The organism is Bartonella sp. CL434QHHD (assembly GCF_042195145.1).
Lineage (GTDB): Bacteria > Pseudomonadota > Alphaproteobacteria > Rhizobiales > Rhizobiaceae > Bartonella.
Genome location: NZ_JBHINT010000042.1, coordinates 50,213 through 70,207, shown reverse-complemented (window position 1 = coordinate 70,207; position 19,995 = coordinate 50,213). Strand labels below are relative to the sequence as shown.

The following is a 19,995-nucleotide window of genomic DNA, read 5'->3' as shown; positions in this document are numbered from 1 at the left end:
ACATAATCCTCTTAATGGGTTATTTAAGTGCAAGAATAGATGCAATATGAGGGTAGGGGAATATAATTATGATGCTTGTGTGAAAAGCAGTATTAGATTATCGTTTCATAAAAATAAAGATTATGAATAAGCGCTTTTGCTTACGATAGTTTGTCTGAATAAAAAGCAAAAATACTTGCTAAATCTACCGATATTCAATTGTAAAGAGTGAAGTTCATAAAAGTGGATTAAAATTGTATAAAGTGGTATGGTAATCGTATTTAAATTTTATTGTGTTCTATTGGCTTAATCTATTTGAAATTTTAGATTTATTAATATCTTGTATTTAAAGGAACTTCTCTTAATACCCTCAAGCTCATTTCGTGATGGGGCCTGTAATGGCATATGTAAAATACTTTGCGAATAGGATCATATAGAAACCATTGATTATTATTTTCATAAAATAAAAAGTGCAAGTTTATTTGAATAAAAGGTGTAAACTAACGCTCTCATACTGTTTTTTAGCTTTCTATGTTCTCTTTCAAAACTAGGATTGATATAACATTGGGAGCCGGAAAATAAGATGGTATCAGTTGACACCTTTCGTTAAGCGTAAAAATGGTTGTTCTATGAGTTTTATATTATTCACGGGAACTTTTGTTATACATTCACGGGTGCTGTCGTGAAATCGGTTTAGGTGCTCAGAATATCTTTTTAAGAAAGCATGTAAATTGAAAAATACGTTATTTCTGCAATAAAATTTATACGATAACTTGTGATAGATTTCTTTTAGTATCTTGACGAATAAATTCGGGAACAATATGATGCACACGGTTTTATGAAATGTATTCTTACGTTGCTTTTTAATTAAGGAGCCAATGATGGCGATGGGCGAGAAACCCGTTATGAGCCGTAAGGAGGCTGAAGAGGAAAAGCAAGGAGAGTGTCTTCATTCAGAGGATTTGGAATGTCGTAGTAGGAATTTAAGCGTAGCTTTAGTGCGCAAGCAAGCATTAAAGAAGCGGGAGCATAAGAATAAGCGGGAAAAATCACAAGGAAGGATGGCAGGCGCAATTAAGCTTTCCAGTGAGTTTCTGGCAAGTGTTATAGTTGGTATTGTTTTGGGGTTGGGGTTTGATAAGTTAGCAGGTTCATGGCCTTGGGGATTAGTATTTTTTCTCTTCTTTGGGTTTGCTGCTGGTGTATTGAGTATTCTTCGGTCTGTGGGGTATGTTTCCTCCAGTCAATTAGGAAAAAAAGGCGCATTGCGCCAAAAACAAGATAAAGGGGCCAATGAGAGGTCCGATAAATGAGGTTGAAGTGACAACGCACGCTCCAGATCCTATTCATCAGTTTGAGGTTTCAAGGCTGATTAAGATTTCCATAGGAAATATGGATTTATCGTTTACAAATGTATCATTGTTTACAGTCCTTACGGTTGTTGTAACTTCTATTTTTCTCTTCATTTCGTCATCGAGTCGTGGATTGGTTCCAACGCGGATGCAGTCTCTTTCGGAAATGGCATATGAATTTGTAGCATCGACTCTGCGGGAATCATCTGGTGTGCAGGGGATGCAGTTTTTCCCTTTAGTTTTTTCTCTGTTTACTTTTATTTTAGTTGCTAACTTTATTGGTCTCTTTCCTTATTTTTATACGGTTACATCTCAAATCATGATCACGTTTTCGTTAGCAATGGTGGTGATTTTGACGGTGATTGGTTATGGCTTTTATAAGCATGGGGTCAGTTTTTTGAAACTGTTCGTTCCCAGTGGAGTTCCTGTTGTGGTTTTGCCTCTGGTGACAATGATTGAGGTTATTTCTTTTCTCTCCCGTCCAATTAGTCTTTCTCTTCGTCTTTTTGCGAATATGCTTGCTGGTCATATTACGCTTAAAGTGTTTTCTGGGTTTGTTGTTTCAATGATTGGGGTAGGACTCGTAGGTGTGGGTGGTTCGGTTTTACCGCTTATTATGACTGTAGCAATTACTGCACTTGAGTTTTTGGTCGCATTCCTTCAGGCTTACGTCTTTACGGTTTTAACTTGTATGTATCTTAATGATGCAATTCATCCAGGACATTAATAAAACTGGCGGTTATTCCGTCGAATAATGCAATTTCGCTTTAAAGGAGAATAACATGGAAATGGTGCTTGCAGCAAAATATATTGGCGCTGGTCTTGCTTGCTTTGGTATGGCTGGAACAGCTTTAGGACTTGGTAATATTTTTGGTAGCTATCTTTCTGGTGCATTACGAAATCCATCAGCAGCAGATAGTCAGTTTGGACGTCTCGTCTTTGGTTTTGCTGTAACAGAAGCTTTGGGAATTTTTTCATTGCTCATTGCTTTATTACTTCTTTTTGGGGTTTGATCATCATCAAAAGGGTATATCTGTTCTTGCATGAGGAAAGATTTACCCTTTTAGCTCTTAACCAGAGAGATGCCAGAGAGATGTCAGTCAGTTATCATCGGTTATAGAGGGCTTTAATAAGCTATTTAAAGGATGAAGGAAGATGTTTGTTTCAAGCGCTTATGCACAGAACACTGAAACGTCGATAGAACATATTAAAAAGGTGGCAGAGCATGCAAATCGTGTGTTTCCGCCTTTTGATTTTGTGCATTTTGGTTCGCATTTTTTCTGGTTGGCAATTTCTTTCGGTCTTTTTTATCTTTTTATCTCTCGTGTAATTGTACCACGTATTGGTGGTGTTATTGAAACACGGCGAGATCGAATCGCATCTGATTTAGATCAGGCAATGCGCATGAAGCAGGAAGCAGACATTGTCGTTGAAACTTATGAGCGGAAATTAGCAGAAGCGCGTTTGAATGCGCAGGCTATAGCGCAGGTAGCTAGTGAAGAATTAAAAGAAAAGGCAGAGCTTGAACGGAAAGAAATTGAAGAGAGTTTAGAGAAAAAACTCGCAGATGCTGAAAAACAGATAGCAAAAATTCGGGATAAAGCGATGCAAAATGTTGGTTCTATCGCTGAAGAAGTAGCTCTTGAAATTGTGAAAAAATTGATTGACGTTGATATTAGCAAAGAGGCTGTTCGTTCAGTTGTTAAAACTGCGGATTATTGAGGAAGACAAAGATGACTGATACTTTTTGGGCATTTGTTGGGTTAGTTCTTTTTTTGGCTCTTTTAGTCTATTTCCAAATTCCACAAAGGGTTATACACCATCTTGATGCGCGTGCAAAGCGTATCAAAGATGAACTGGATGAGGCTCTGCGTCTTCGTGAAGAGGCACAGGAAATATTAGCTGAATATCAACGCAAACATGCAGAAGCAGAAAAAGATGCGCAAGAAATTGTTGCAGCAGCAAAGCATGAAGTTGAATCTATTATTGCTGAGGCCCGTGCAAAAGCAGAAGAATATGTAAAAAACCGTAATAAATTGGCAGAACAAAAAATCGCTCAAGCAGAAGCGGATGCAATACGCATGGTTTCTTCATCGGCTATTGATTTGGCAATTTCTACAGCACGTACCCTTATTGCAAGGGAAATAGATTCTAACAAGGCAGATGAACTTATTAAAGAGTCTCTTGAGAAAGAATCGTTTATCAAAATGAAAACATATCTTAATTAATGATATTTGAGAGATAAAGAGACACTCTCTTTGGTTGCATAATTTTCTCAGTATTAATTAATAAAAGTCATAAAAAAGAAAAATTTATCTTCATTGTTTTTACCAGTTAATAGGCTCTTTGATTTTAAATGACAAGTTTTGAGAAGTCTGCAACCGATTGTGTAACAATGTGAGTGCGTTTGAGAAGAGCAAGACGGTTAGCACGAACATCAGGTTTTTTATCATTCACCAATACTTTTTCAAAAAATATATCAATCAATTTTCCAAGTGGCGCTAGCACACTGAGTGCAAATGATAAATTTGTTGCATTGATGGGAGCAAGAACCTTTCTTTCTACTTCACAGATTGCATGATAGAGCTGCTTTTCTTCTTTCTCGATAAAGAGCTCAGGATTAATTTCATTCGCTATTGTTGTGCTTTTTTGAAATTCATTTTCAAGAATATTGGCAGTACGTTTTACAGAGGCTACAAAGTTCATTCCATCATGGGTATTGATAAAAGCGATAAGCGATTCGACACGACGTGCAACCAATAAAAAATCATCAGAATCTTTATTTAAAACGGCTTCAAGGGCATCGTAACGAGCACCTTCCTCTTTTAGATAGATTTTCAAACGGTCATGAAAAAAGAATAACAGATCTGATAAAATATATTCTGTTTTTTCTGGAAGCAGATTCTGCAATTGTGAATTTTCTCTTTGAGAGATTTCATGTTTATTTTTTTGTTGTAAGAAAAGATTCGTTGCTAACTGAAACAGTGGCATAAGATTGATTTTCCAATCTCGCGAAAGTACAAGTCTAATAATTCCCAATGCTGCTCGTCTTAACGCATAGGGATCTTTTGAGCCCGTTGGTTTTTCATTAATGAGCCAAAAGCCAACGAGCATGTCAATTTTGTCGGCGAGCATAACGGTTATAGCAAGTGGTTCTTGTGGAAGACGATCTGTTGGACCTTGAGGTTTATAATGGTCTTCGATTGCTACAGCTACGCGAGGATTTTCCCCTTGAAGAAGGGCGTATTTTTGCCCCATAACACCTTGTAGTTCAGGAAATTCTCCGACAATTTCTGTTTGCAAATCAGCTTTTGCAAGGATGGCTGCACGTTTTGCTAAAAGAGGATCTGTTTGTATCAAAGGGGCAATTTCTTGTGCGAGTGTAGCAATGCGTTCTACCCTTGCACCTTGCGTACCCAATTTAGCATGAAAAGTTACATTCAAATGATCAAGTCGCGCCATTCTTTGATCGAGAGGTTTTTTTATATCAAGTTCAAATTTTTTTATAGAAGATTCCAATTGTTGAAGATCAGGCAAATCACGCTGATCAGTTTGCCAAAAATGAAGTGCATCGGAAAGACGGGCACGGACAACCTTACTATTTCCTTTCGAAATTTCTTTGCCTTCATCATTTGCAAGAATATTAGAAACGAGAATAAAATGATGAGAAAGTTTTACGTTTTCTCCTTGTTTACGGGTGACAAAACATTTTTGATTGGCTCGAATGGTCAAGCGAATAATTTCTGGAGGAATATCAAGGAATGATTTTTCAAAATCACCCATCAGGATAACAGGCCATTCAACAAGACCAGCAACTTCTTCTAGGAGAGGATTATCTTGAACCAGTTCTAAACCGTTTGCAAAGCAGAGATTTTGGGCATCAGCTAAAATAATATTCTTTCGTCTCTCGGCATCCAGAATGACTTTATGGGTTTCAAGTTGAGTAACATAATCATCAAAGCGGCGCACTTGAAATGGCTTTCCATCACTTAAGAAACGATGACCATAAGTTAAATTATTGCTTTTAAGAGAACCAATTGTAAATGGAATAACATGTGTTTCACCAATTTCTGGTCCGAAAATACAAAGAATGTTTTGTAAAGGTCGAATCCACTTCAAAGTACCACTTTGTGCTGAATCTTTTCCCCAACGCATAGATTTCGGCCACGGAAAGTTGCGGATAATATCCGGTAAAATATCGGCAATAATTTCTTCTGCTGCTCGACCTTTTTTAACAATTTTAGCAATATAAAAATGACCTTTTTTATCATCATGTCCAATATGCGCTTCAGAAATATCGTTTAATCCTGTTGCACGTAGAAAACCATCAATTACATGCTGTGGTGATTTTATACTGGGACCTTTGCGTTCTTCATGGATATCTTTTGAGCGTGTGGAAAGTCCGCGTATGTCCAATGTTAGCCGACGAGGTGTCCAATATTCACGAGCAGCTTCATAGATCAATCCAGCATTCACAAGTTGATCTGTAACAGATTTTTTAAGATCAGCAGCAGCTTTTCGTTGCATACGTGCGGGGATTTCTTCACTGAAAAGTTCAAGAAGAAGATCAGACATTAGGCTTCTCCAGTGTATATTTGTCCAGCTTCTGTGAGTAAGAAGGCTTCCCCACAACGGCGCGCGAGATTACGAACGCGAAGAATGTAATTTTGTCGTTCGGTTACAGAAATAACGCCACGTGCTTGCAAAAGGTTAAAGATATGGCTCGCTTTAATACATTGATCATAGGCAGGAAAAACACAGCGATGGAATACATTTTCTTTATTTGGTTTTCCAGCATCAAGAAGTGCGCTGCATTCGCGTTCTGCATCGATAAAGTGCTGATGGAGCAGTTTTGTATCAGCAAATTCAAAATTATAATATGAGTATTCCTGTTCTGCCTGTAAAAAAATATCTCTATAACTTATTTTGTTTTCTCCCTCCAAACCATTAAAGTTAAGGTCATAGACGTTATCAACCCCTTGGATATACATCGCTAGACGCTCAAGACCGTATGTGAGTTCCCCTGAAACTGGAGCGCATTCAATGCCGCACACTTGTTGAAAATAAGTAAATTGAGAGACTTCCATTCCATCGCACCAACATTCCCATCCGAGCCCCCAAGCACCAAGAGTGGGACTTTCCCAATCATCTTCAACAAAGCGAATATCATGCAGTTTTGTATCAAGCCCGATAGCTTGTAGCGACTTTATATAAAGTTCTTGTAGATTGAGCGGAGAGGGTTTGAGAAGCACTTGGAATTGATAATAGTGTTGTAAACGATTTGGATTCTTACCATATCGGCCATCTGTTGGACGTCGAGAGGGTTGGACATAAGCAACTTTCCAAGGGCGTGGACCTAGAGAGCGTAATGTTGTTGCTGGATGAAAAGTCCCAGCTCCGACTTCCATATCGTAAGGTTGCAAAATTGCACATCCATAGTGTGCCCAATAATTTTGCAAAGTTAAGATTAGTCCCTGAAAAGAACGTTTGGGGTTAAGATGTTCAGGCAGTTTCACGCTTTATACTCTTTATATTGGACTAAACAAAAAACCAAAGTAATTTTAGTTTCTCTATTTATTATTTCATGTGGTTTATGGTTAAGCATCATTTATTGCAAACCAAATTTCAACTTTTCTTGAATTTGTTCAGAATTTTCTGGTTTTCCGTCAATTGCGTGGTTCCATTGAAAGATTGCTTCACGTTTACGTCCAACTTTCCAATAAGCATCCCCTAAATGATCATTCAGTGTTGGGTCCTCAGGTTGTAATCTGACAGCATTTTCTAATATTTGCACTGCTTTATTATATTCTTTTAGTTTATAATAAGCCCATCCTAAAGAATCGAGAATATGACTGTTGTGAGCTTGCAAAGCAGAAGCTTTTTGCAGCATACGGAGCGATTCTTCAAGCTTCTCACCACGTTCCACAAGGGAATAGGCTAAATAATTAAGAACTTGCGGTTGGTTTGGGAAAAATTCAAGTGATTTTCGCAAGTCAATTTCTGCTTTTGGCCATTGCTTTAAACGTTCAAAAGCAATACCACGCTGATAAAAGAGTTTCCAATCGTCCTGCTGAAAGTTTTTTATCTTTGTAATAGCGTAGTCTAGAGTTTTAATGGCCTCAAGAAATTTATTGTCCTGCATATAAAAAGCAACGAGCGTTATCAAAATATTACGATCATTGGGAAATTTTTTATTTAACAATGTGAGTAATTTTATTGCTTCTTTGTAATTGTTGTTATTAGCAAGAAGGAATGCAAGATGAAGTTGTCCATCTTTATAATAAGGAGATTTAGGGGATAAAGCGCGATAAAGTTTAATTGCTTGATGTGGATCGTTCAATTTAGCAGAAATGTGTGCGAGCTGAAACAGTGTTGCGTCATTTTGAGGGTATAATGCGAAAGATAATTGCTTAAAAATACGTGCAATTCGCCCTGAGTTTTTGTAGTTGAGGGCTGTTCCAAAATTATATAATACCTCGGCTGCTCCTTGTTGAGGTGTTTTAATAACTCTCTCTAAGAAAGCATTTTTTTCAATTTTTTCTCGAAAGTTTTTAAGGACTTCGCGACCTGACAACATTTGTTCGCCATGCTGGATTGTTTGAAGAGCTTGGTTGCGCATACTATGGCGCAATTGGAATGAGGCATAGGCTATGATAATACGCTCATAAGTATTAGGAGCGATAAGAGTTCCCTGTTTGTTACTCAGTGCTTTAATGAAATATTTTTTTGCATCCTTTGGCCGTTCTGCAAGATCGCTCATAAGTGCTAGATGATAAGATATAAAAAGGTCATACCAGACAGGACCTTTGAGTTTCTTAAGATCAGCGATTGCTTGAGATTTTTGTCCAGATCCAAATGTAATCCAAGCGCCGATGAGTTCAGGTATTGGATTATTGGACGTAGGAAGTTCTTTTAATTGGAGAAGAGTCTTGGCATTCTTATAGTCTTTTTTGATGAGACTTTCTACTGACAAAGTTAAGGAAACAAAGGGAGTTATAACATCGTTCTCTTTGAGTTTTTGGGCTTGTTGGACAGCTTCTTTAAAGTTTCCGACCGAGAGCATAGCTTCAAGGAGCTCTTTTTGTGTTTCAATGTTATCAGGTTGATAAACCAGTGCTTGTTTAAAATAATTGATAGCAAGTTCTGTTTTATTTTCATGATTTGCAACCCTTCCAGCTAAATAAGCACCTGTAAATGAGCTTGTATGAGTTGCTGCACTTATTTTACTGTAGGTGGGGGATGGCATCAGCATGATACCCACGATAAAAAGGGCAAAAAGTCGAGATACCGTTGCAGAGCACATGGAGCTAATCCTTTTCAAGATAATCAATTGATGGTGTTGTTTATAAATCATATCTCATTACTTTGTTGAGAAATACTGCGATTCTTGCAAAGAATTCAGTTTACGCGTGAAATACAAAATTCAACAGTCTCAACGAGAGCATTGTAAGCAAGATTTTCATTCATGGGAACAAGAGCATCAATTGCATATTTTCCATAGATGCGTGCTTGTTCTATTGTATCTATGATACTATCATACTTTTCCATTAAGTGTTGCGCGTGTGCAAAGGATTCATCATTATTATTGCCATCTTCAAGCGCTTTTTTCCAGAAATCTTTTTCTGCCATATTCCCACGCTCATATGCGAGAATAACAGGCATTGTGATTTTTCCTTCTCTAAAATCATCCCCTATATTTTTTCCTAAGTTTTGAGCACTACCGCTATAGTCAAGTGCATCATCAATTAATTGGAAAGCTAAACCTAAGGATGTTCCATATTCACGTAATGAAGAACGCTCTTTATTTCCATAGCCAGCAATAATGGGTCCTACTTCAGCGGCTGCTGAAAAAAGTGCTGCTGTTTTTGCATTGATGATTTTGAGATATTCTGAAGGGCTGGTTTTTATATTTTTTGCGGCAGAAAGTTGCATAACTTCTCCTTCAGCAATAATTGCAGCAGCGTTGGCTAGGACAGAGAGCGCTTCTATGGAACCGACATCGACCATCATTTTAAAGGCCTGGCCCAATAGGAAATCACCAACAAGTACACTTGCTTGATTCCCCCAAATCATCCGTGCTGTAGATTTTCCACGTCGTAAATTACTTTCGTCAATCACATCATCGTGTAGTAATGTTGCTGTATGCATAAATTCAACAGCTGTTGCGAGTTTTATATGCCCGTCACTTTGATAACCGAACATATGAGCAGAAGCGAGCGTAATCATTGGGCGTAATCGCTTTCCACCTGATGAAATAAGATGGTTAGAAATTTCAGGGATCATCTCAACCTCTGATTTTGCCATAGAGAGAATAAATTGATTTACGCAATCCATATCTTTTTGAGTAAGATTGACAAGAGATTGAAGAGAAATTTGATTATTTCTTATTTGTTTTAGTTTGATAGCTGCACTCAATGTGTTTACTCCTAGAGTATTGCAATGGACATATATAAAAATTACTTTATTCATTAGCATAAAGGGGGTTTGGTTTTGACTCAAGCTTTTGATGTCGTTTAAAAGTGTTAGCTTGGAATGTTATTGGCAAGAAATGTTCTTTAGCGAGTGTAATCTTATTGTTATGAAATAATAAAAAATTTAAAATAGCAGCTGAATGGCAAAAATGCAGTTTATAAAGATGAACATTAGGCTTTTAAATGAATAAAGCAGCGAATCAAATTGGTGAAACAATTGACAGTTTTCACCGCGGAAAATTTTATTTGGTTCAACCCCATAAATATGGTCATCGTTCTGGAATGGATGCGATGTTATTAGCTAGTTTGGTTCCAAGTGATTTAAAGGGCAAGGTTGTTGATTTAGGGGCAGGTGCTGGAGCTGCAGGGTTGGCTGTTGCTTCGCGTTGTCTGAAAGTTCATGTTACCTTAGTTGAACGTTCAGCTTTTATGGTATCTTACGCTCAAAAAACGCTTATGCTAAAACAAAATAAACAATTTGCTAGCCGAATTTGTTTGCTAGAAGCAGATGTTACCTTCAAAGGGAATGCCCGTATAAGAGCAGGTTTGATAGATAATAGCTTTGATTTTGCGATTATGAATCCACCTTTTAATAATCCCACCGATCGTAAGACACCTGATAAACAAAAATCTGAAGCACATGTTATGTCTGAAGCGATGTTTGATAACTGGTTGCGGAGTGCAGCAGCCATTGTTAAGCCAGGTGGATACTTAGGGCTCATTGCGCGTCCACAATCGCTGACAGATATCTTGCGTGCTTTAGAAGGGCGTTTTGGTGGTATTTGTATAATTCCTGTGCATGCACGTGCGAAAACAGCAGCAATTCGTCTTTTATTTTACGCAAAACGAGGAAGCAGAGCAGCTTTATCTGTTTTGCCGGCATTGGTTATACATGAAGGTAATGACCATACTTTTTCACCACGGGTTGATGCAATTAATAATGGATATATAAGCTTGTGGGAACTTTTCTAATAGTATCTTGTGTTTTTTAGTTTATTATTTAGAGTCCAAACTTTGTTATTAGGGAGGTTTGACTTTGGGTGAAGTTATATTTCTGCTTGTAATGTGGGGATTGATTGGCGCTTTTGGATATTATCGCGTTCTTCCTTTTTGTTGTCCTTTCCTATTTAATTGTTCTTAATTTATAAGGAGATTTTGTTTTGATGGATTTTATTAAAAGTTTTATTCCACGCCGTTTTTCTTCCGATAAACTTGAAATTCCTGTGGTGCGCCTTCAAGGAGCAATTATGGATTCATCAGCGTCTATATCTCGTACTCTTTCCCTCAGTAGGTGTGCAAATCTTTTAGAGAAGGCTTTCGGACACAAAAAGTCACCGGCTGTTGCACTTATTATTAATTCTCCTGGTGGTTCACCTGTACAGTCGCGTTTTATCTTCAAGCGTATTCGTGATTTGGCAGAAGAAAAAAATAAAAAGGTTCTTGTGTTTATTGAAGATATTGCAGCATCCGGTGGTTATATGATTGCTTGTGCGGGGGATGAAATTTTTGCAGATCCTTCTTCAATTGTTGGTTCCATTGGAGTGGTTTCAGCTTCCTTTGGTTTTCCGGAACTTTTGAAAAAAATTGGTATCGAACGGCGTGTCTACACAGCAGGAAAGAACAAAGTTACATTAGATCCATTTCAGCCAGAAAAAAAGGCGGATATTGAGCATTTGAAATCTCTCCAACTTGAAGTGCATCAAACTTTTATCGATTTGGTTAAAGAACGGCGTGCTGAAAAATTATCAGATGATTCGAATCTCTTTACAGGAATGTTTTGGAGTGGAAAACAAAGCGTTGAGCTTGGTCTTGTTGATGGATTGAATGATGTACGTTCTGTTATTAAAGAGCGCTTTGGTAATGATGCAAAACTTCGACTTATTACGCCTCCAAAAAGTTTTTTAGGACCTAAAACGCCTTCAGGAGTGACGGCACATACGGTTTATACAGTCATTGATAGTGCATTGATGGCAGCAGAAGAGCGAGCACTTTGGCAGCGTTATGGTTTGTGATGGAAAGGATCATTCAAGCCAGAGAGATTTTTATCTAAAAACAGATGCTAGAAGAAAAAAGGCTTGAAATGATACGAATGAGAACATGTCGTTTGTTTTGTATGAGAACTCTTTATATTTATTGTTTTTTAGAAAACGATTAAGAATATTCCAAGCTGTTTATAGGGCTAGTGCTAAAAGTGTGGATAAAAGGGGGGAATTTGTAAAAGAACCCTATACAGGTTAATATTACGTCATATGATGCCAAATGTACAAGCTTCGTTCCAAAGACATTCCTATTTATTTACACCTATTAAATTGAATTTAGCTCTACATGTTGTGGGGCAACGTGCTGATGGGTATCATTTAATAGAAAGTTTGGTTTATTTTAGTCTTAGCGGTGATTGTCTACACTATGCACCTTGTGAAAATAATCAGTTTGTTTTGACGGGGCCGTTTGCAAAAGGACTTGTTTCTCATTTAGACAATTTGGTTATTCGCGCACGGGACTTTATGCATAAGACTTTTCCGGAATGTGCTCAACCTGCTTTTTTTCGGCTTGTAAAAACATTACCTGTTGCTTCAGGCATTGGTGGCGGCTCAGGTGATGCAGCTGGGGTTATCAGCATGTTGCGTCAACAGTGGAATCTTGATTGCCCTTACGAAGAATTAGCAAAAAAGAGCTTAGTTCTTGGTGCTGATGTTCCCATGTGCCTTTGTGCATTAGAATATCAGCAGCCGCTTTTGGTCAAAGGAATTGGTCAAGAGATGATACAAATAAAAGGAGCCTGTTCTCTTGCAATAGTATTGGTTAATCATGGACAAGAGATTTCAACACCAACTGTTTTTAAAGCGTTAGAGAAGCGTCATAATCCTTCTTTAAAAATTAATACAGACGCTTTAAAAAGTGTTGATTCATTGGTTAAAGCTTTACAAGAAACGCGTAATGATCTTTTTTCTCCTGCATTAAAAATAGCACCTCAGTTAGCTGAAGTGTTATCTATATTAGATGAATGTGGAGCTCTTTTTTCCCGTATGTCTGGAACGGGAGCAACTTGCTTTGGCATTTTTAAAAATAAACAAACGGCGCAACAAGCAGCTCTTTTTATCAAATCAATGCACCCAAATTGGTTTGTAAAACCTATCATGACTTTAGGAAATATTTGATAAATAAATATAAAAGCTTTTATTTCATCATGATTTTATTATACATAATGAAAGAGGGGAACCAAAGAAATGTGCTTTTTATCTTTTGTGTAAGAGTTCGCAGAATATTTGAAGAGCCATTTAAAACTGTAATGCTTGCAAAAAATGATCAGGCTACAGAAATAGATGTATGTTTGTTGTATGTGTGATTTATCAAAGATGTTTAATTTGCCGCTTCAACCAAATTTTTCGTGCGAATTGGATTTGCAAAAACAGGGTTTTTTTCATATAGCAGGTGTTGATGAAGTAGGACGGGGGCCTCTCGCGGGACCTGTGGTAACAGCAGCCGTTATCTTGGATAGAGATCGTATTCCTAATGGGTTAAATGATTCAAAAAAACTTTCTTTTTTCCAACGAAATAGACTTTATCATGAAATTTTGCAAAGTGCATTAGCGGTTTCAGTCGCCAGTCTTTGTGCTCGTACAATTGATCAATCTAATATTAGAAAAGCAACTTTAGAAGCAATGCGTCGCTGTATTATAGGATTAGCCATTCCAGCCCACTATGTCCTTGTTGATGGGCGTGATATTCCTTCTGAGTTGTCCTGTTCTGCAATGGCGTTGATTAAGGGCGATCAGCGTTCAGTTTCAATTGCAGCCGCATCTATTATTGCGAAAGTAACGCGTGATCGGATGATGGAATGTGCAGGACAAGTTTATAAAGGGTATGGTTTAGAGAAGCATGTAGGTTATGCAACGCTAGCGCATCGTACAGCTCTTGATAAATATGGACCAGTTATAGGGTTACATCGTTATAGTTTTGCACCACTAAAAGAGTGTAAAAAAGGTAATTAAAATCAGTTACTTATTACAAGAGTAAGGGGTTTTATAATCATTGATTCTATTATGTTTTTTGAGTGTCTATCCCTAACCTTTTTGAAGCTTTTTTATCACTTATTCCTATCTATTTTTTCCAGATATAGAATCAGATATTTCTAACATGGGCTTAACTCTTATTTGTTATTAACCGTATAGCGATGATATACGACAAGGGGTGGTAATGGCAATTGTGAGTTTTAAACATAAGGGCTTAAAATTATTTTGTACAACAGGTTCCACAAAAGCTATTTGACCAGATCATGTAAAAAAATTCGCGTTATCTTAACGGTTTTAACAAGTGCTACTACGCTTGAAATATTGAGAGAGCCTGCCTTTAAAATGCACCATCTTAAAGGTGAACTTATAGAGTACTGTTCTATATGGGTGAATGGAAATTGGCGTGCTACTTTTCGCTTTATAGGAACAGATGTGGAGCTTGTTGATTATCAAGATTACCATTGAAGAAAGGAATGAAAAAAAATGATGCACAACCCCGCACATCCGGGTAAAGTTCTGAAAGTAGCTTTCTTAGAAGAAATGGGGATAACAATACAAAAATTAGCTGATCATGTCCATATGACAAGAGCTTCTTTATCAAGAGTGATTAACGGACATGCTTCTATAAGTACCGAGCTTGCTGTTAAATTAGAATTAGCTGGTTTTAGTAAAGCAAAATTTTGGTTGGGTATGCAAACAAACTATAATTTATGGCAAACAATGCAACAGGCACAACCACCTATTTCTCCTCTGGTTTCTGATACATCTCAAACGCCGCTTTGATTTCGTTAATAATTTTGATAGCAATTTAGTTTGTTAAGCGGTGCTTTGTGAGGCTAACTTTTTTGGAGCTTTTTGATTGCTTCAAGGGAAAGTTTTTACGGTCTGCACTCTTTGTATAAAGGGATGCCATTTTATCTTCGGTTCAACCTAAAAGCGCTTTCATTTGTGAAACCGTAGCACCAGCATTGGCAGTATGTTTTGCTGCTAATTTTTGCAATCCGTGCGCTGATTTTTTAATACCCGCCGCATTACATGCTTCACGAAAGAGGTTGCCAAAACTTTCTTTGATAAGCTTATTTCCACCTTTACCACAAATGAATGTTTCATCACCTATGGGACCAATTTTAAGGGTTGCCTCTAGTTCTGGTAAAACAAGCCCGTATAAAGAAGAAGGTTAATCCAGACGCGTTCATGTGTACCATGTGACCAACGGTGATAATATTTGTCTATGTCCTATTCTAGCCAAGGCAGTAATCCCTCGTTGTTAAGAGATTTTGGTGCTTTTATATTAAAGGCAGGATTTTTATTTAAAAGGGCATTATCAACCGCCCAATTAAAGAGACCGTTTAAAGAGGTCAAAAAATGTTTTGCTGCTGCGAGAGTATGTCGCCTTCTGTCTACGGCGTCAAGGATATGGTGTCTTTCTATACTTTTATATGCACGATCAGCAATATGTTTAGAAACATTATTCAGAATTCGATATTTAACTTTTTGAGTAGATTCTGATTGATTATGCCATTGCATGCTTTGTAAATACTGATGCAATAACCAATTGAAAGAGCCTTTTGTAAGTCTGGTTATTTTCTTGGAGATGCCATTTTGCACTTATTTAATAGCCAGTGTATATTTGCTCTGATGGAAATCAAAGGACTGTCATAAATTTTAGCATTTCTATAAATTTTAGCTTTTCCACTAATAAATGTAGCACCGGAAACTTGTGCATTGGCAAAAACACATGCGTTTTCATAAATATCAGAAATGTTATCAATATAAGCATCACCAAAAACCTTGGCATAACCATAGACTTTTGCATCATCACCTACCCAGCAATTACCATCATGACTTAGGTTGTCTTTTTTTTGTATAAAGCCCGCCAAGATCACCTGCTTTAACAGCATCAAAATCCCTTAAAGCACGAATTCGGTGAAGAGTTTTTCCATCAACCTCAGTTATTTCATCAGTCAGTTCATATTTATTTTCCATGGTTTATTTCCTTGATTTGCGTACAATCCACCCGTAGCGTGAATCATGCATTGTTTAAAAGTTGTTAGGAATGGGGAGAGGGCTAGAGGTTGTAAATGCCCCCCATATGTAAAAAGTTTGTAAGTTTATTTTTTAAAATGTGCTTAATTTCATATTTCCAATCAGACAATTGAGTGAGAGCTAATGCGAGTTGTCCTCTATGACACATGCATACATTGGCTTCAAAACAGGTGATTGCAACACGCTTTTTTTTTAAAAAATTTGATATAATTTGTTTATTGCACAAGAATTATTCTTGAGAGTTGTATTTTGATAATCTTCAAAAAGGCGGTCATAATCTTTTTGTGTTTTCAAATTTCTTCGTTTTTCAGAAGCAATTCCAAGTTCAGGCATATGCATATATTCAATATCAATATTGCTTATAGCTTTCTCTAATTGTCTTTTCGAAAATCCGCGGTTTCTACTTATTGAATTTTTACGAACATCACACAAAAGTTTAATATTATTTTTGATCAGTTGATTGAGATAGTCTTCAGAGGATTTTCTTTCATAGCCAATGGTAAAAAAATAAAGCTCTCATCTTTAGCAGGCTGTATGATGATATGTTTGGTGTTACACACATTTAATTTCCTTAGTAAATGGGTGGGGGCTCTATGAGCGCCTCTTTCCAAAAGGATAAATCCTCTAGCGATTATCATAGTGTTGTGGAGCAATCAGGCATCAAAACCGGTGATGGCGGCTTTAATATCATTGTTAAAGACAAAACGACCCTAACGGGAGGTATCATTGTCAGCAGCGCACCGGCAGACAAAAACAACTTGATCACAGGAAGCATAAGCACCAGTGATATAACCAACAGTGCACATGCTCAAGCTAGCAGCCAAGGGTTTAGCATTTCTGGGAATGACACGATAAAAAACATTGCCAAAAATGCTTTAAGTCACGGCAAAGCCCGTGATGGAGCGGAAGGATATACAAATCCGCTATCAGCGGTGCACCATCATCCTCACTGATACAACTGGACAGAGGGCGATGGGGCAAGATGCTGGACAAATCATTGGCTCTCTCTCAACCACAACACCGCAGCAGTCCACCAGGGCTGTCGCACCGATAGATGCCATATTGCTTGAGGGCATCGTTCATAATCGCTTAGACATGATCAATGATTTATCGCATGAAGGTCTTGGATACTGGGACAAAGTGCGTGAAATGACAAATGTCAAAGAGCATCCAGTAGGTGAGGTTGAGCATGATGAAAATGGCAATGTCCTCTATTTAACTGATGAAAATGGAGAACCTATATAAAGACAGTGATGGAGAATATATTACTCTGTATCACTTTTTAAAAGCTGAAGATGAGCAGCAAGCATTTACAAGTTGGTTCTGATGGCAACAGGCGTATGTTCTAAAATGGCATTTTTAACACATCCGATGATGCAGCGTGTTATGCTGTCCAATTTGCTGACAATGATCATGGTCCCCTTTATTTTACATACTTCCCACAAGCTAAAGACTGGGAAGTGGAAATAGGGATAGCGATTTTTCAGAAGCTTCTGGAAAGTAAACTTTTTTTGATTGACCAATTCAACCAAGAAATTTCAGGATACAATGTATCTTTATGGCAATACAGGATTGCATATTGATGCCCATAGTTGTGGCAGTTTGACAGGCTTTAATATGCTGAATTCTTTCAAACAAGAAGGTATGCACGGGATAGCCGACAACACGAATATCAATTTCTATAGACCAGCCTTTAATGTTTTAGTTGCATCTGGTCTGTTAGGTTATGTGAGTGATGGCAAACAAACTACTATTGGCTTTGATGGGAATAGATATGACTTTGTAAGCAGAATTATTGGTGTATACCTACGAGACAATACCTGCTGGTAGTAACGTTTGGAAAGAATGATTGAGAGTGGCTACAAATCCCATAAGTTCCCATACCTGTCTTGGAGATGCGGGCCAAGCATGTCGGTATATTTACGGCTCATCCAATCGAGTACAAGTCCTTTTAAGGAGGAACAAATGAAACAAACTCTAAAATTATTAAGCGCTGTAACTTTGTTCAGTATAGCCGGATGTCAATTTAACAAACCTCCTCTAGGAGAGGTGACAGCGTGGAAGAAACTAGGAGCAGATTTTACAGAGGTAGGAAAAGCCTTGTTAGAATGTGGAATGCCAACACCTTATTATACCGATCCAGAAAGCAGAAAGCTAAGTAACAATGCATGGGCAACAATTCATGCGTGTATGGTTCAATCAGGTTTCCATTATGAAAATGAACATGAGGGAGGATGGTGTTATACTTTTAGAGACGAAAACCTTCCCATTTGTCGTCCAGGCACTGTCATACCACAGCGAAGTGTCAAGAAGCGCTTAAATAGCCCTTATTGTAAAAAGCATTCAGAACAACTTGAATGCAAACCTTAAGTCGTGCTTCAGCAGAGAAAGCCTTGAATTTACACCAAATAAAGCTCTAGGTTGATGAGCTTGAGAAAGCCTTGTCCGTCCTTACGTGACAAGGTTTTTTTTATGCCGCGTCGTTATAACGTTGCTGCTTTGCTTGCTCGATGACATTGATAAGATCTGATTGTAACCAACGCGATAAAAAACCAAATTTTAAAGGTTTTGGGAGAGAGCCATTGGTTACATGACGGCGGAATGTTGAAACACTCATATGAAGCAATTTTGCACTTTCACGGTCTGTTAAAAGAATATCATTTTCTGTCATAATAATTTCCTTTCACTATCAAAAAATGGTAACAAATCATAAGCATTTATTAACCATATTTTTGTTCATTTTTGAAGGTATTTTATTTATAGAAAACAATATTTTATCATATTTTTTCTGATGTGATAATTGATGTGATAAATTATGACTCTTATTGAGAAAGAATGAGAGACAAGAGAGTTAAAGTTATCCACAGATAATGGGGTTATTCACCCCATATCTTAAGATTGACCGGTGACATAAGCCGCCCATTTATCCATATAAACACGGCGCTGTTCTAGATAATCAGTACGACGATAGGCACGCTCTACTTGCCCTCCTACTGTATGACTTAGAATGGTTTCAGCGACCTCATAAGGGGCATTGGTTGTTTCTGCTAGCCAATCGCGTAAACTAGAGCGAAAACCATGGGGACAAGTTTCAATTTTATTTTTTCTCATATACGCCGCCATCATCGTATGTGAAAGAGGACCACGACCGGTAAGTGAAAAGATGAAATCACTTTTAGAGATACAGCGGGCTTGTTCAATTACTTTTAATGCTTCAGATGATAGGGGCACGCGAAACTCTGTTGTGGCATCACGCTTGCCTTTCATATTCTCAGCAGGGATTGTCCAGATATCATCTTCAATCTGATCTTCACGAATATGACGCAAAGGATTGCTACGAACGCCTGTCAGAATAAGCAAACGCAAAGCCAGTTGTGTTATGGTTGATGCTTCACAGAGTGTTTTATAAAAAGCCGGCACATCTCTCCAATCCATGGCTGGTAAGCTTTGTTTTTTATGACGTTGTTTGCCTAAGAGAGCTTTTGCTTTTTCTACTGCTTGTAAATCAACATCTAACCCTAATGCAGCCGCATGTTTGAGACAAAGATTAAGACGCATCAGTGCTGTTCGAGCAGTTCCAGCTTTTGTATGCCAAATAGGGGCAAGAACATTGCGTATCTCTGTTTGTGTAATCTCAGAAACGGGAAGACAGCCTAGTTTAGGGAGAATATGAAGGCGTAATGGTAAAAACCAATCCTCATCTTTACCATCATTTTTTAATTCAGCTTTACGACTTTCAAAAGCATCCAACGCGATATCTTTTAAATAATGGAGATTACTTATTGCCTCACGCTTTTGTTTTTCACGTTCTTTAATAGGGGCACGCCCTTCACGAAGAACAGAACGCCACCCAGTTGCCAATTCACGAGCTTGTTTTAAAGAAACATCTCGCAACGCTCCCAAGCCCATTTCACGACGCCGACCATGAATGGTACAACGGTAAATCCATTGAGCACCTCCATCTTTACGCTTATGAAGTAACAAGCCGGCACCATCATTATATTTACCAGCTCGTGGGTGTTGCGACAGTCCTTGCATTAAGACGGTTCATAAGAGCCATTTTTAGTCCTTTCTTCTATAGTTTTTACCCATACGCCAGCCCCGCTTGTGATGTGCAAGCAAGCGGTTTTGATT

At 37.8% G+C, this 19,995-nt stretch carries 22 protein-coding genes and 3 pseudogenes; 15 read left to right on the top strand and 10 right to left on the bottom strand.

Annotated features, from left to right (window positions below):
- Positions 1-860: 860 nt before the first annotated feature.
- From ACFILN_RS07480 to ACFILN_RS07460, 5 genes are all read left to right on the top strand, one after another.
- Complete coding sequence (locus tag ACFILN_RS07480; protein ID WP_375631017.1) at positions 861-1,292, top strand: AtpZ/AtpI family protein; 432 nt, start codon at positions 861-863, stop codon at positions 1,290-1,292.
- 7 nt (positions 1,293-1,299) lie between these two features.
- A complete protein-coding gene (locus tag ACFILN_RS07475) occupies positions 1,300-2,058 on the top strand; it encodes a F0F1 ATP synthase subunit A (protein WP_273790444.1) in 759 nt (252 codons plus the stop codon).
- Positions 2,059-2,113: 55 nt separating this feature from the next.
- Positions 2,114-2,344: a F0F1 ATP synthase subunit C gene (locus ACFILN_RS07470; RefSeq protein WP_005773968.1), complete on the top strand. Its 231-nt coding sequence runs from the start codon at positions 2,114-2,116 to the stop codon at positions 2,342-2,344.
- 142 nt (positions 2,345-2,486) lie between these two features.
- Positions 2,487-3,053 carry a F0F1 ATP synthase subunit B gene (locus ACFILN_RS07465; RefSeq protein WP_273790398.1) on the top strand — a complete coding sequence of 189 codons (567 nt, stop codon included), beginning with the start codon at positions 2,487-2,489 and terminating at the stop codon, positions 3,051-3,053.
- Positions 3,054-3,064: 11 nt separating this feature from the next.
- A complete protein-coding gene (locus tag ACFILN_RS07460) occupies positions 3,065-3,559 on the top strand; it encodes a F0F1 ATP synthase subunit B (protein WP_273790399.1) in 495 nt (164 codons plus the stop codon).
- 124 nt (positions 3,560-3,683) lie between these two features.
- On the opposite strand, the gene glyS is transcribed toward ACFILN_RS07460, so the two are convergent.
- The 4 genes from glyS to ACFILN_RS07440 form a co-directional block, all read right to left on the bottom strand.
- Positions 3,684-5,906 carry a glycine--tRNA ligase subunit beta gene (gene glyS / locus ACFILN_RS07455; RefSeq protein WP_375671200.1) on the bottom strand — a complete coding sequence of 741 codons (2,223 nt, stop codon included), beginning with the start codon at positions 5,904-5,906 and terminating at the stop codon, positions 3,684-3,686.
- A complete protein-coding gene (locus ACFILN_RS07450; protein WP_375606430.1) occupies positions 5,906-6,847 on the bottom strand; it encodes a glycine--tRNA ligase subunit alpha in 942 nt (313 codons plus the stop codon). Before ACFILN_RS07450 ends, glyS begins: the two co-directional genes overlap by 1 nt.
- 92 nt (positions 6,848-6,939) lie before the next feature.
- A complete protein-coding gene (locus ACFILN_RS07445; protein ID WP_273790402.1) occupies positions 6,940-8,634 on the bottom strand; it encodes a tetratricopeptide repeat protein in 1,695 nt (564 codons plus the stop codon).
- A gap of 95 nt (positions 8,635-8,729) precedes the next feature.
- Positions 8,730-9,806 (bottom strand): polyprenyl synthetase family protein, encoded by a 1,077-nt coding sequence (locus ACFILN_RS07440; protein ID WP_375671198.1) that lies wholly within the window; start codon positions 9,804-9,806, stop codon positions 8,730-8,732.
- A gap of 179 nt (positions 9,807-9,985) precedes the next feature.
- Here ACFILN_RS07440 and ACFILN_RS07435 point away from each other — a divergent pair, with 179 nt between their 5' ends.
- From ACFILN_RS07435 to ACFILN_RS07410, 6 genes and pseudogenes are all read left to right on the top strand, one after another.
- On the top strand, positions 9,986-10,774 hold the full coding sequence (locus ACFILN_RS07435) for a tRNA1(Val) (adenine(37)-N6)-methyltransferase (RefSeq protein ID WP_375631021.1): 789 nt from the start codon (positions 9,986-9,988) through the stop codon (positions 10,772-10,774).
- Positions 10,775-10,965: 191 nt separating this feature from the next.
- A complete protein-coding gene (locus tag ACFILN_RS07430) occupies positions 10,966-11,814 on the top strand; it encodes a S49 family peptidase (RefSeq protein WP_273790405.1) in 849 nt (282 codons plus the stop codon).
- A 237-nt stretch (positions 11,815-12,051) separates the two neighbouring features.
- On the top strand, positions 12,052-12,960 hold the full coding sequence (locus ACFILN_RS07425; protein WP_273790406.1) for a 4-(cytidine 5'-diphospho)-2-C-methyl-D-erythritol kinase: 909 nt from the start codon (positions 12,052-12,054) through the stop codon (positions 12,958-12,960).
- Between the two features lie 165 nt (positions 12,961-13,125).
- Complete coding sequence (locus tag ACFILN_RS07420; protein WP_375631022.1) at positions 13,126-13,794, top strand: ribonuclease HII; 669 nt, start codon at positions 13,126-13,128, stop codon at positions 13,792-13,794.
- 205 nt (positions 13,795-13,999) lie between these two features.
- Positions 14,000-14,280, top strand: a pseudogene (locus tag ACFILN_RS07415) (type II toxin-antitoxin system RelE/ParE family toxin).
- Positions 14,281-14,298: 18 nt separating this feature from the next.
- A complete protein-coding gene (locus ACFILN_RS07410; protein WP_375671196.1) occupies positions 14,299-14,598 on the top strand; it encodes a HigA family addiction module antitoxin in 300 nt (99 codons plus the stop codon).
- A 53-nt stretch (positions 14,599-14,651) separates the two neighbouring features.
- Here ACFILN_RS07410 and ACFILN_RS07405 read toward each other — a convergent pair.
- The 4 genes and pseudogenes from ACFILN_RS07405 to ACFILN_RS07390 form a co-directional block, all read right to left on the bottom strand.
- A pseudogene (locus ACFILN_RS07405) lies at positions 14,652-15,444 on the bottom strand (phage integrase central domain-containing protein); the annotation flags it as partial.
- Positions 15,396-15,695 carry a hypothetical protein gene (locus ACFILN_RS07400; protein WP_375637538.1) on the bottom strand — a complete coding sequence of 100 codons (300 nt, stop codon included), beginning with the start codon at positions 15,693-15,695 and terminating at the stop codon, positions 15,396-15,398. The gene ACFILN_RS07400 and the pseudogene ACFILN_RS07405, both read right to left, overlap by 49 nt.
- Positions 15,655-15,801, bottom strand: a complete 147-nt coding sequence (locus ACFILN_RS07395; RefSeq protein WP_375658099.1) for a hypothetical protein — start codon at positions 15,799-15,801, stop codon at positions 15,655-15,657. Before ACFILN_RS07395 ends, ACFILN_RS07400 begins: the two co-directional genes overlap by 41 nt.
- Positions 15,802-16,053: 252 nt before the next feature.
- Entirely contained in the window at positions 16,054-16,293 is a 240-nt protein-coding gene (locus tag ACFILN_RS07390) for a DUF488 family protein (RefSeq protein WP_375671194.1), read from the bottom strand.
- A 161-nt stretch (positions 16,294-16,454) separates the two neighbouring features.
- On the opposite strand from ACFILN_RS07390, the gene ACFILN_RS07385 reads away from it, so the two are divergent.
- The 4 genes from ACFILN_RS07385 (at position 16,455) to ACFILN_RS07370 (ending at position 18,231) form a co-directional block, all read left to right on the top strand.
- Positions 16,455-16,814 (top strand): hypothetical protein, encoded by a 360-nt coding sequence (locus ACFILN_RS07385; protein ID WP_375667868.1) that lies wholly within the window; start codon positions 16,455-16,457, stop codon positions 16,812-16,814.
- Positions 16,756-17,106 (top strand): hypothetical protein, encoded by a 351-nt coding sequence (locus ACFILN_RS07380; RefSeq protein ID WP_375671192.1) that lies wholly within the window; start codon positions 16,756-16,758, stop codon positions 17,104-17,106. Before ACFILN_RS07385 ends, ACFILN_RS07380 begins: the two co-directional genes overlap by 59 nt.
- Positions 17,107-17,376: 270 nt before the next feature.
- The gene (locus tag ACFILN_RS07375; RefSeq protein WP_375631025.1) at positions 17,377-17,691 is read left to right on the top strand and encodes a hypothetical protein; all 315 of its coding nucleotides are present in this window, start codon (positions 17,377-17,379) and stop codon (positions 17,689-17,691) included.
- 135 nt (positions 17,692-17,826) lie between these two features.
- Positions 17,827-18,231, top strand: a complete 405-nt coding sequence (locus tag ACFILN_RS07370) for a hypothetical protein (RefSeq protein ID WP_375664118.1) — start codon at positions 17,827-17,829, stop codon at positions 18,229-18,231.
- A gap of 100 nt (positions 18,232-18,331) precedes the next feature.
- Here the strand turns inward: ACFILN_RS07370 and ACFILN_RS07365 are convergent, their stop codons facing one another.
- Positions 18,332-18,532 carry an AlpA family transcriptional regulator gene (locus ACFILN_RS07365; protein WP_004860538.1) on the bottom strand — a complete coding sequence of 67 codons (201 nt, stop codon included), beginning with the start codon at positions 18,530-18,532 and terminating at the stop codon, positions 18,332-18,334.
- A gap of 221 nt (positions 18,533-18,753) precedes the next feature.
- Positions 18,754-19,921 (bottom strand): annotated as a pseudogene (locus ACFILN_RS07360) (tyrosine-type recombinase/integrase).
- Positions 19,922-19,995 lie beyond the last annotated feature (74 nt).

Coding starts and splice junctions, on each gene's coding strand:
- ACFILN_RS07465 (WP_273790398.1), top strand. CDS start 2,487: ATGTTTGTTTCAAGCGCTTATGCACAGAACACTGAAACGTCGATAGAA.
- ACFILN_RS07435 (WP_375631021.1), top strand. CDS start 9,986: ATGAATAAAGCAGCGAATCAAATTGGTGAAACAATTGACAGTTTTCAC.
- ACFILN_RS07445 (WP_273790402.1), bottom strand. CDS start 8,634: ATGTGCTCTGCAACGGTATCTCGACTTTTTGCCCTTTTTATCGTGGGT.
- ACFILN_RS07460 (WP_273790399.1), top strand. CDS start 3,065: ATGACTGATACTTTTTGGGCATTTGTTGGGTTAGTTCTTTTTTTGGCT.
- ACFILN_RS07410 (WP_375671196.1), top strand. CDS start 14,299: ATGATGCACAACCCCGCACATCCGGGTAAAGTTCTGAAAGTAGCTTTC.
- ACFILN_RS07395 (WP_375658099.1), bottom strand. CDS start 15,801: ATGGAAAATAAATATGAACTGACTGATGAAATAACTGAGGTTGATGGA.
- ACFILN_RS07420 (WP_375631022.1), top strand. CDS start 13,126: ATGTATGTTTGTTGTATGTGTGATTTATCAAAGATGTTTAATTTGCCG.
- glyS (WP_375671200.1), bottom strand. CDS start 5,906: ATGTCTGATCTTCTTCTTGAACTTTTCAGTGAAGAAATCCCCGCACGT.
- ACFILN_RS07425 (WP_273790406.1), top strand. CDS start 12,052: ATGATGCCAAATGTACAAGCTTCGTTCCAAAGACATTCCTATTTATTT.
- ACFILN_RS07430 (WP_273790405.1), top strand. CDS start 10,966: ATGGATTTTATTAAAAGTTTTATTCCACGCCGTTTTTCTTCCGATAAA.
- ACFILN_RS07365 (WP_004860538.1), bottom strand. CDS start 18,532: ATGACAGAAAATGATATTCTTTTAACAGACCGTGAAAGTGCAAAATTG.
- ACFILN_RS07385 (WP_375667868.1), top strand. CDS start 16,455: ATGAGCGCCTCTTTCCAAAAGGATAAATCCTCTAGCGATTATCATAGT.
- ACFILN_RS07370 (WP_375664118.1), top strand. CDS start 17,827: ATGAAACAAACTCTAAAATTATTAAGCGCTGTAACTTTGTTCAGTATA.
- ACFILN_RS07480 (WP_375631017.1), top strand. CDS start 861: ATGGCGATGGGCGAGAAACCCGTTATGAGCCGTAAGGAGGCTGAAGAG.
- ACFILN_RS07440 (WP_375671198.1), bottom strand. CDS start 9,806: ATGCTAATGAATAAAGTAATTTTTATATATGTCCATTGCAATACTCTA.
- ACFILN_RS07470 (WP_005773968.1), top strand. CDS start 2,114: ATGGAAATGGTGCTTGCAGCAAAATATATTGGCGCTGGTCTTGCTTGC.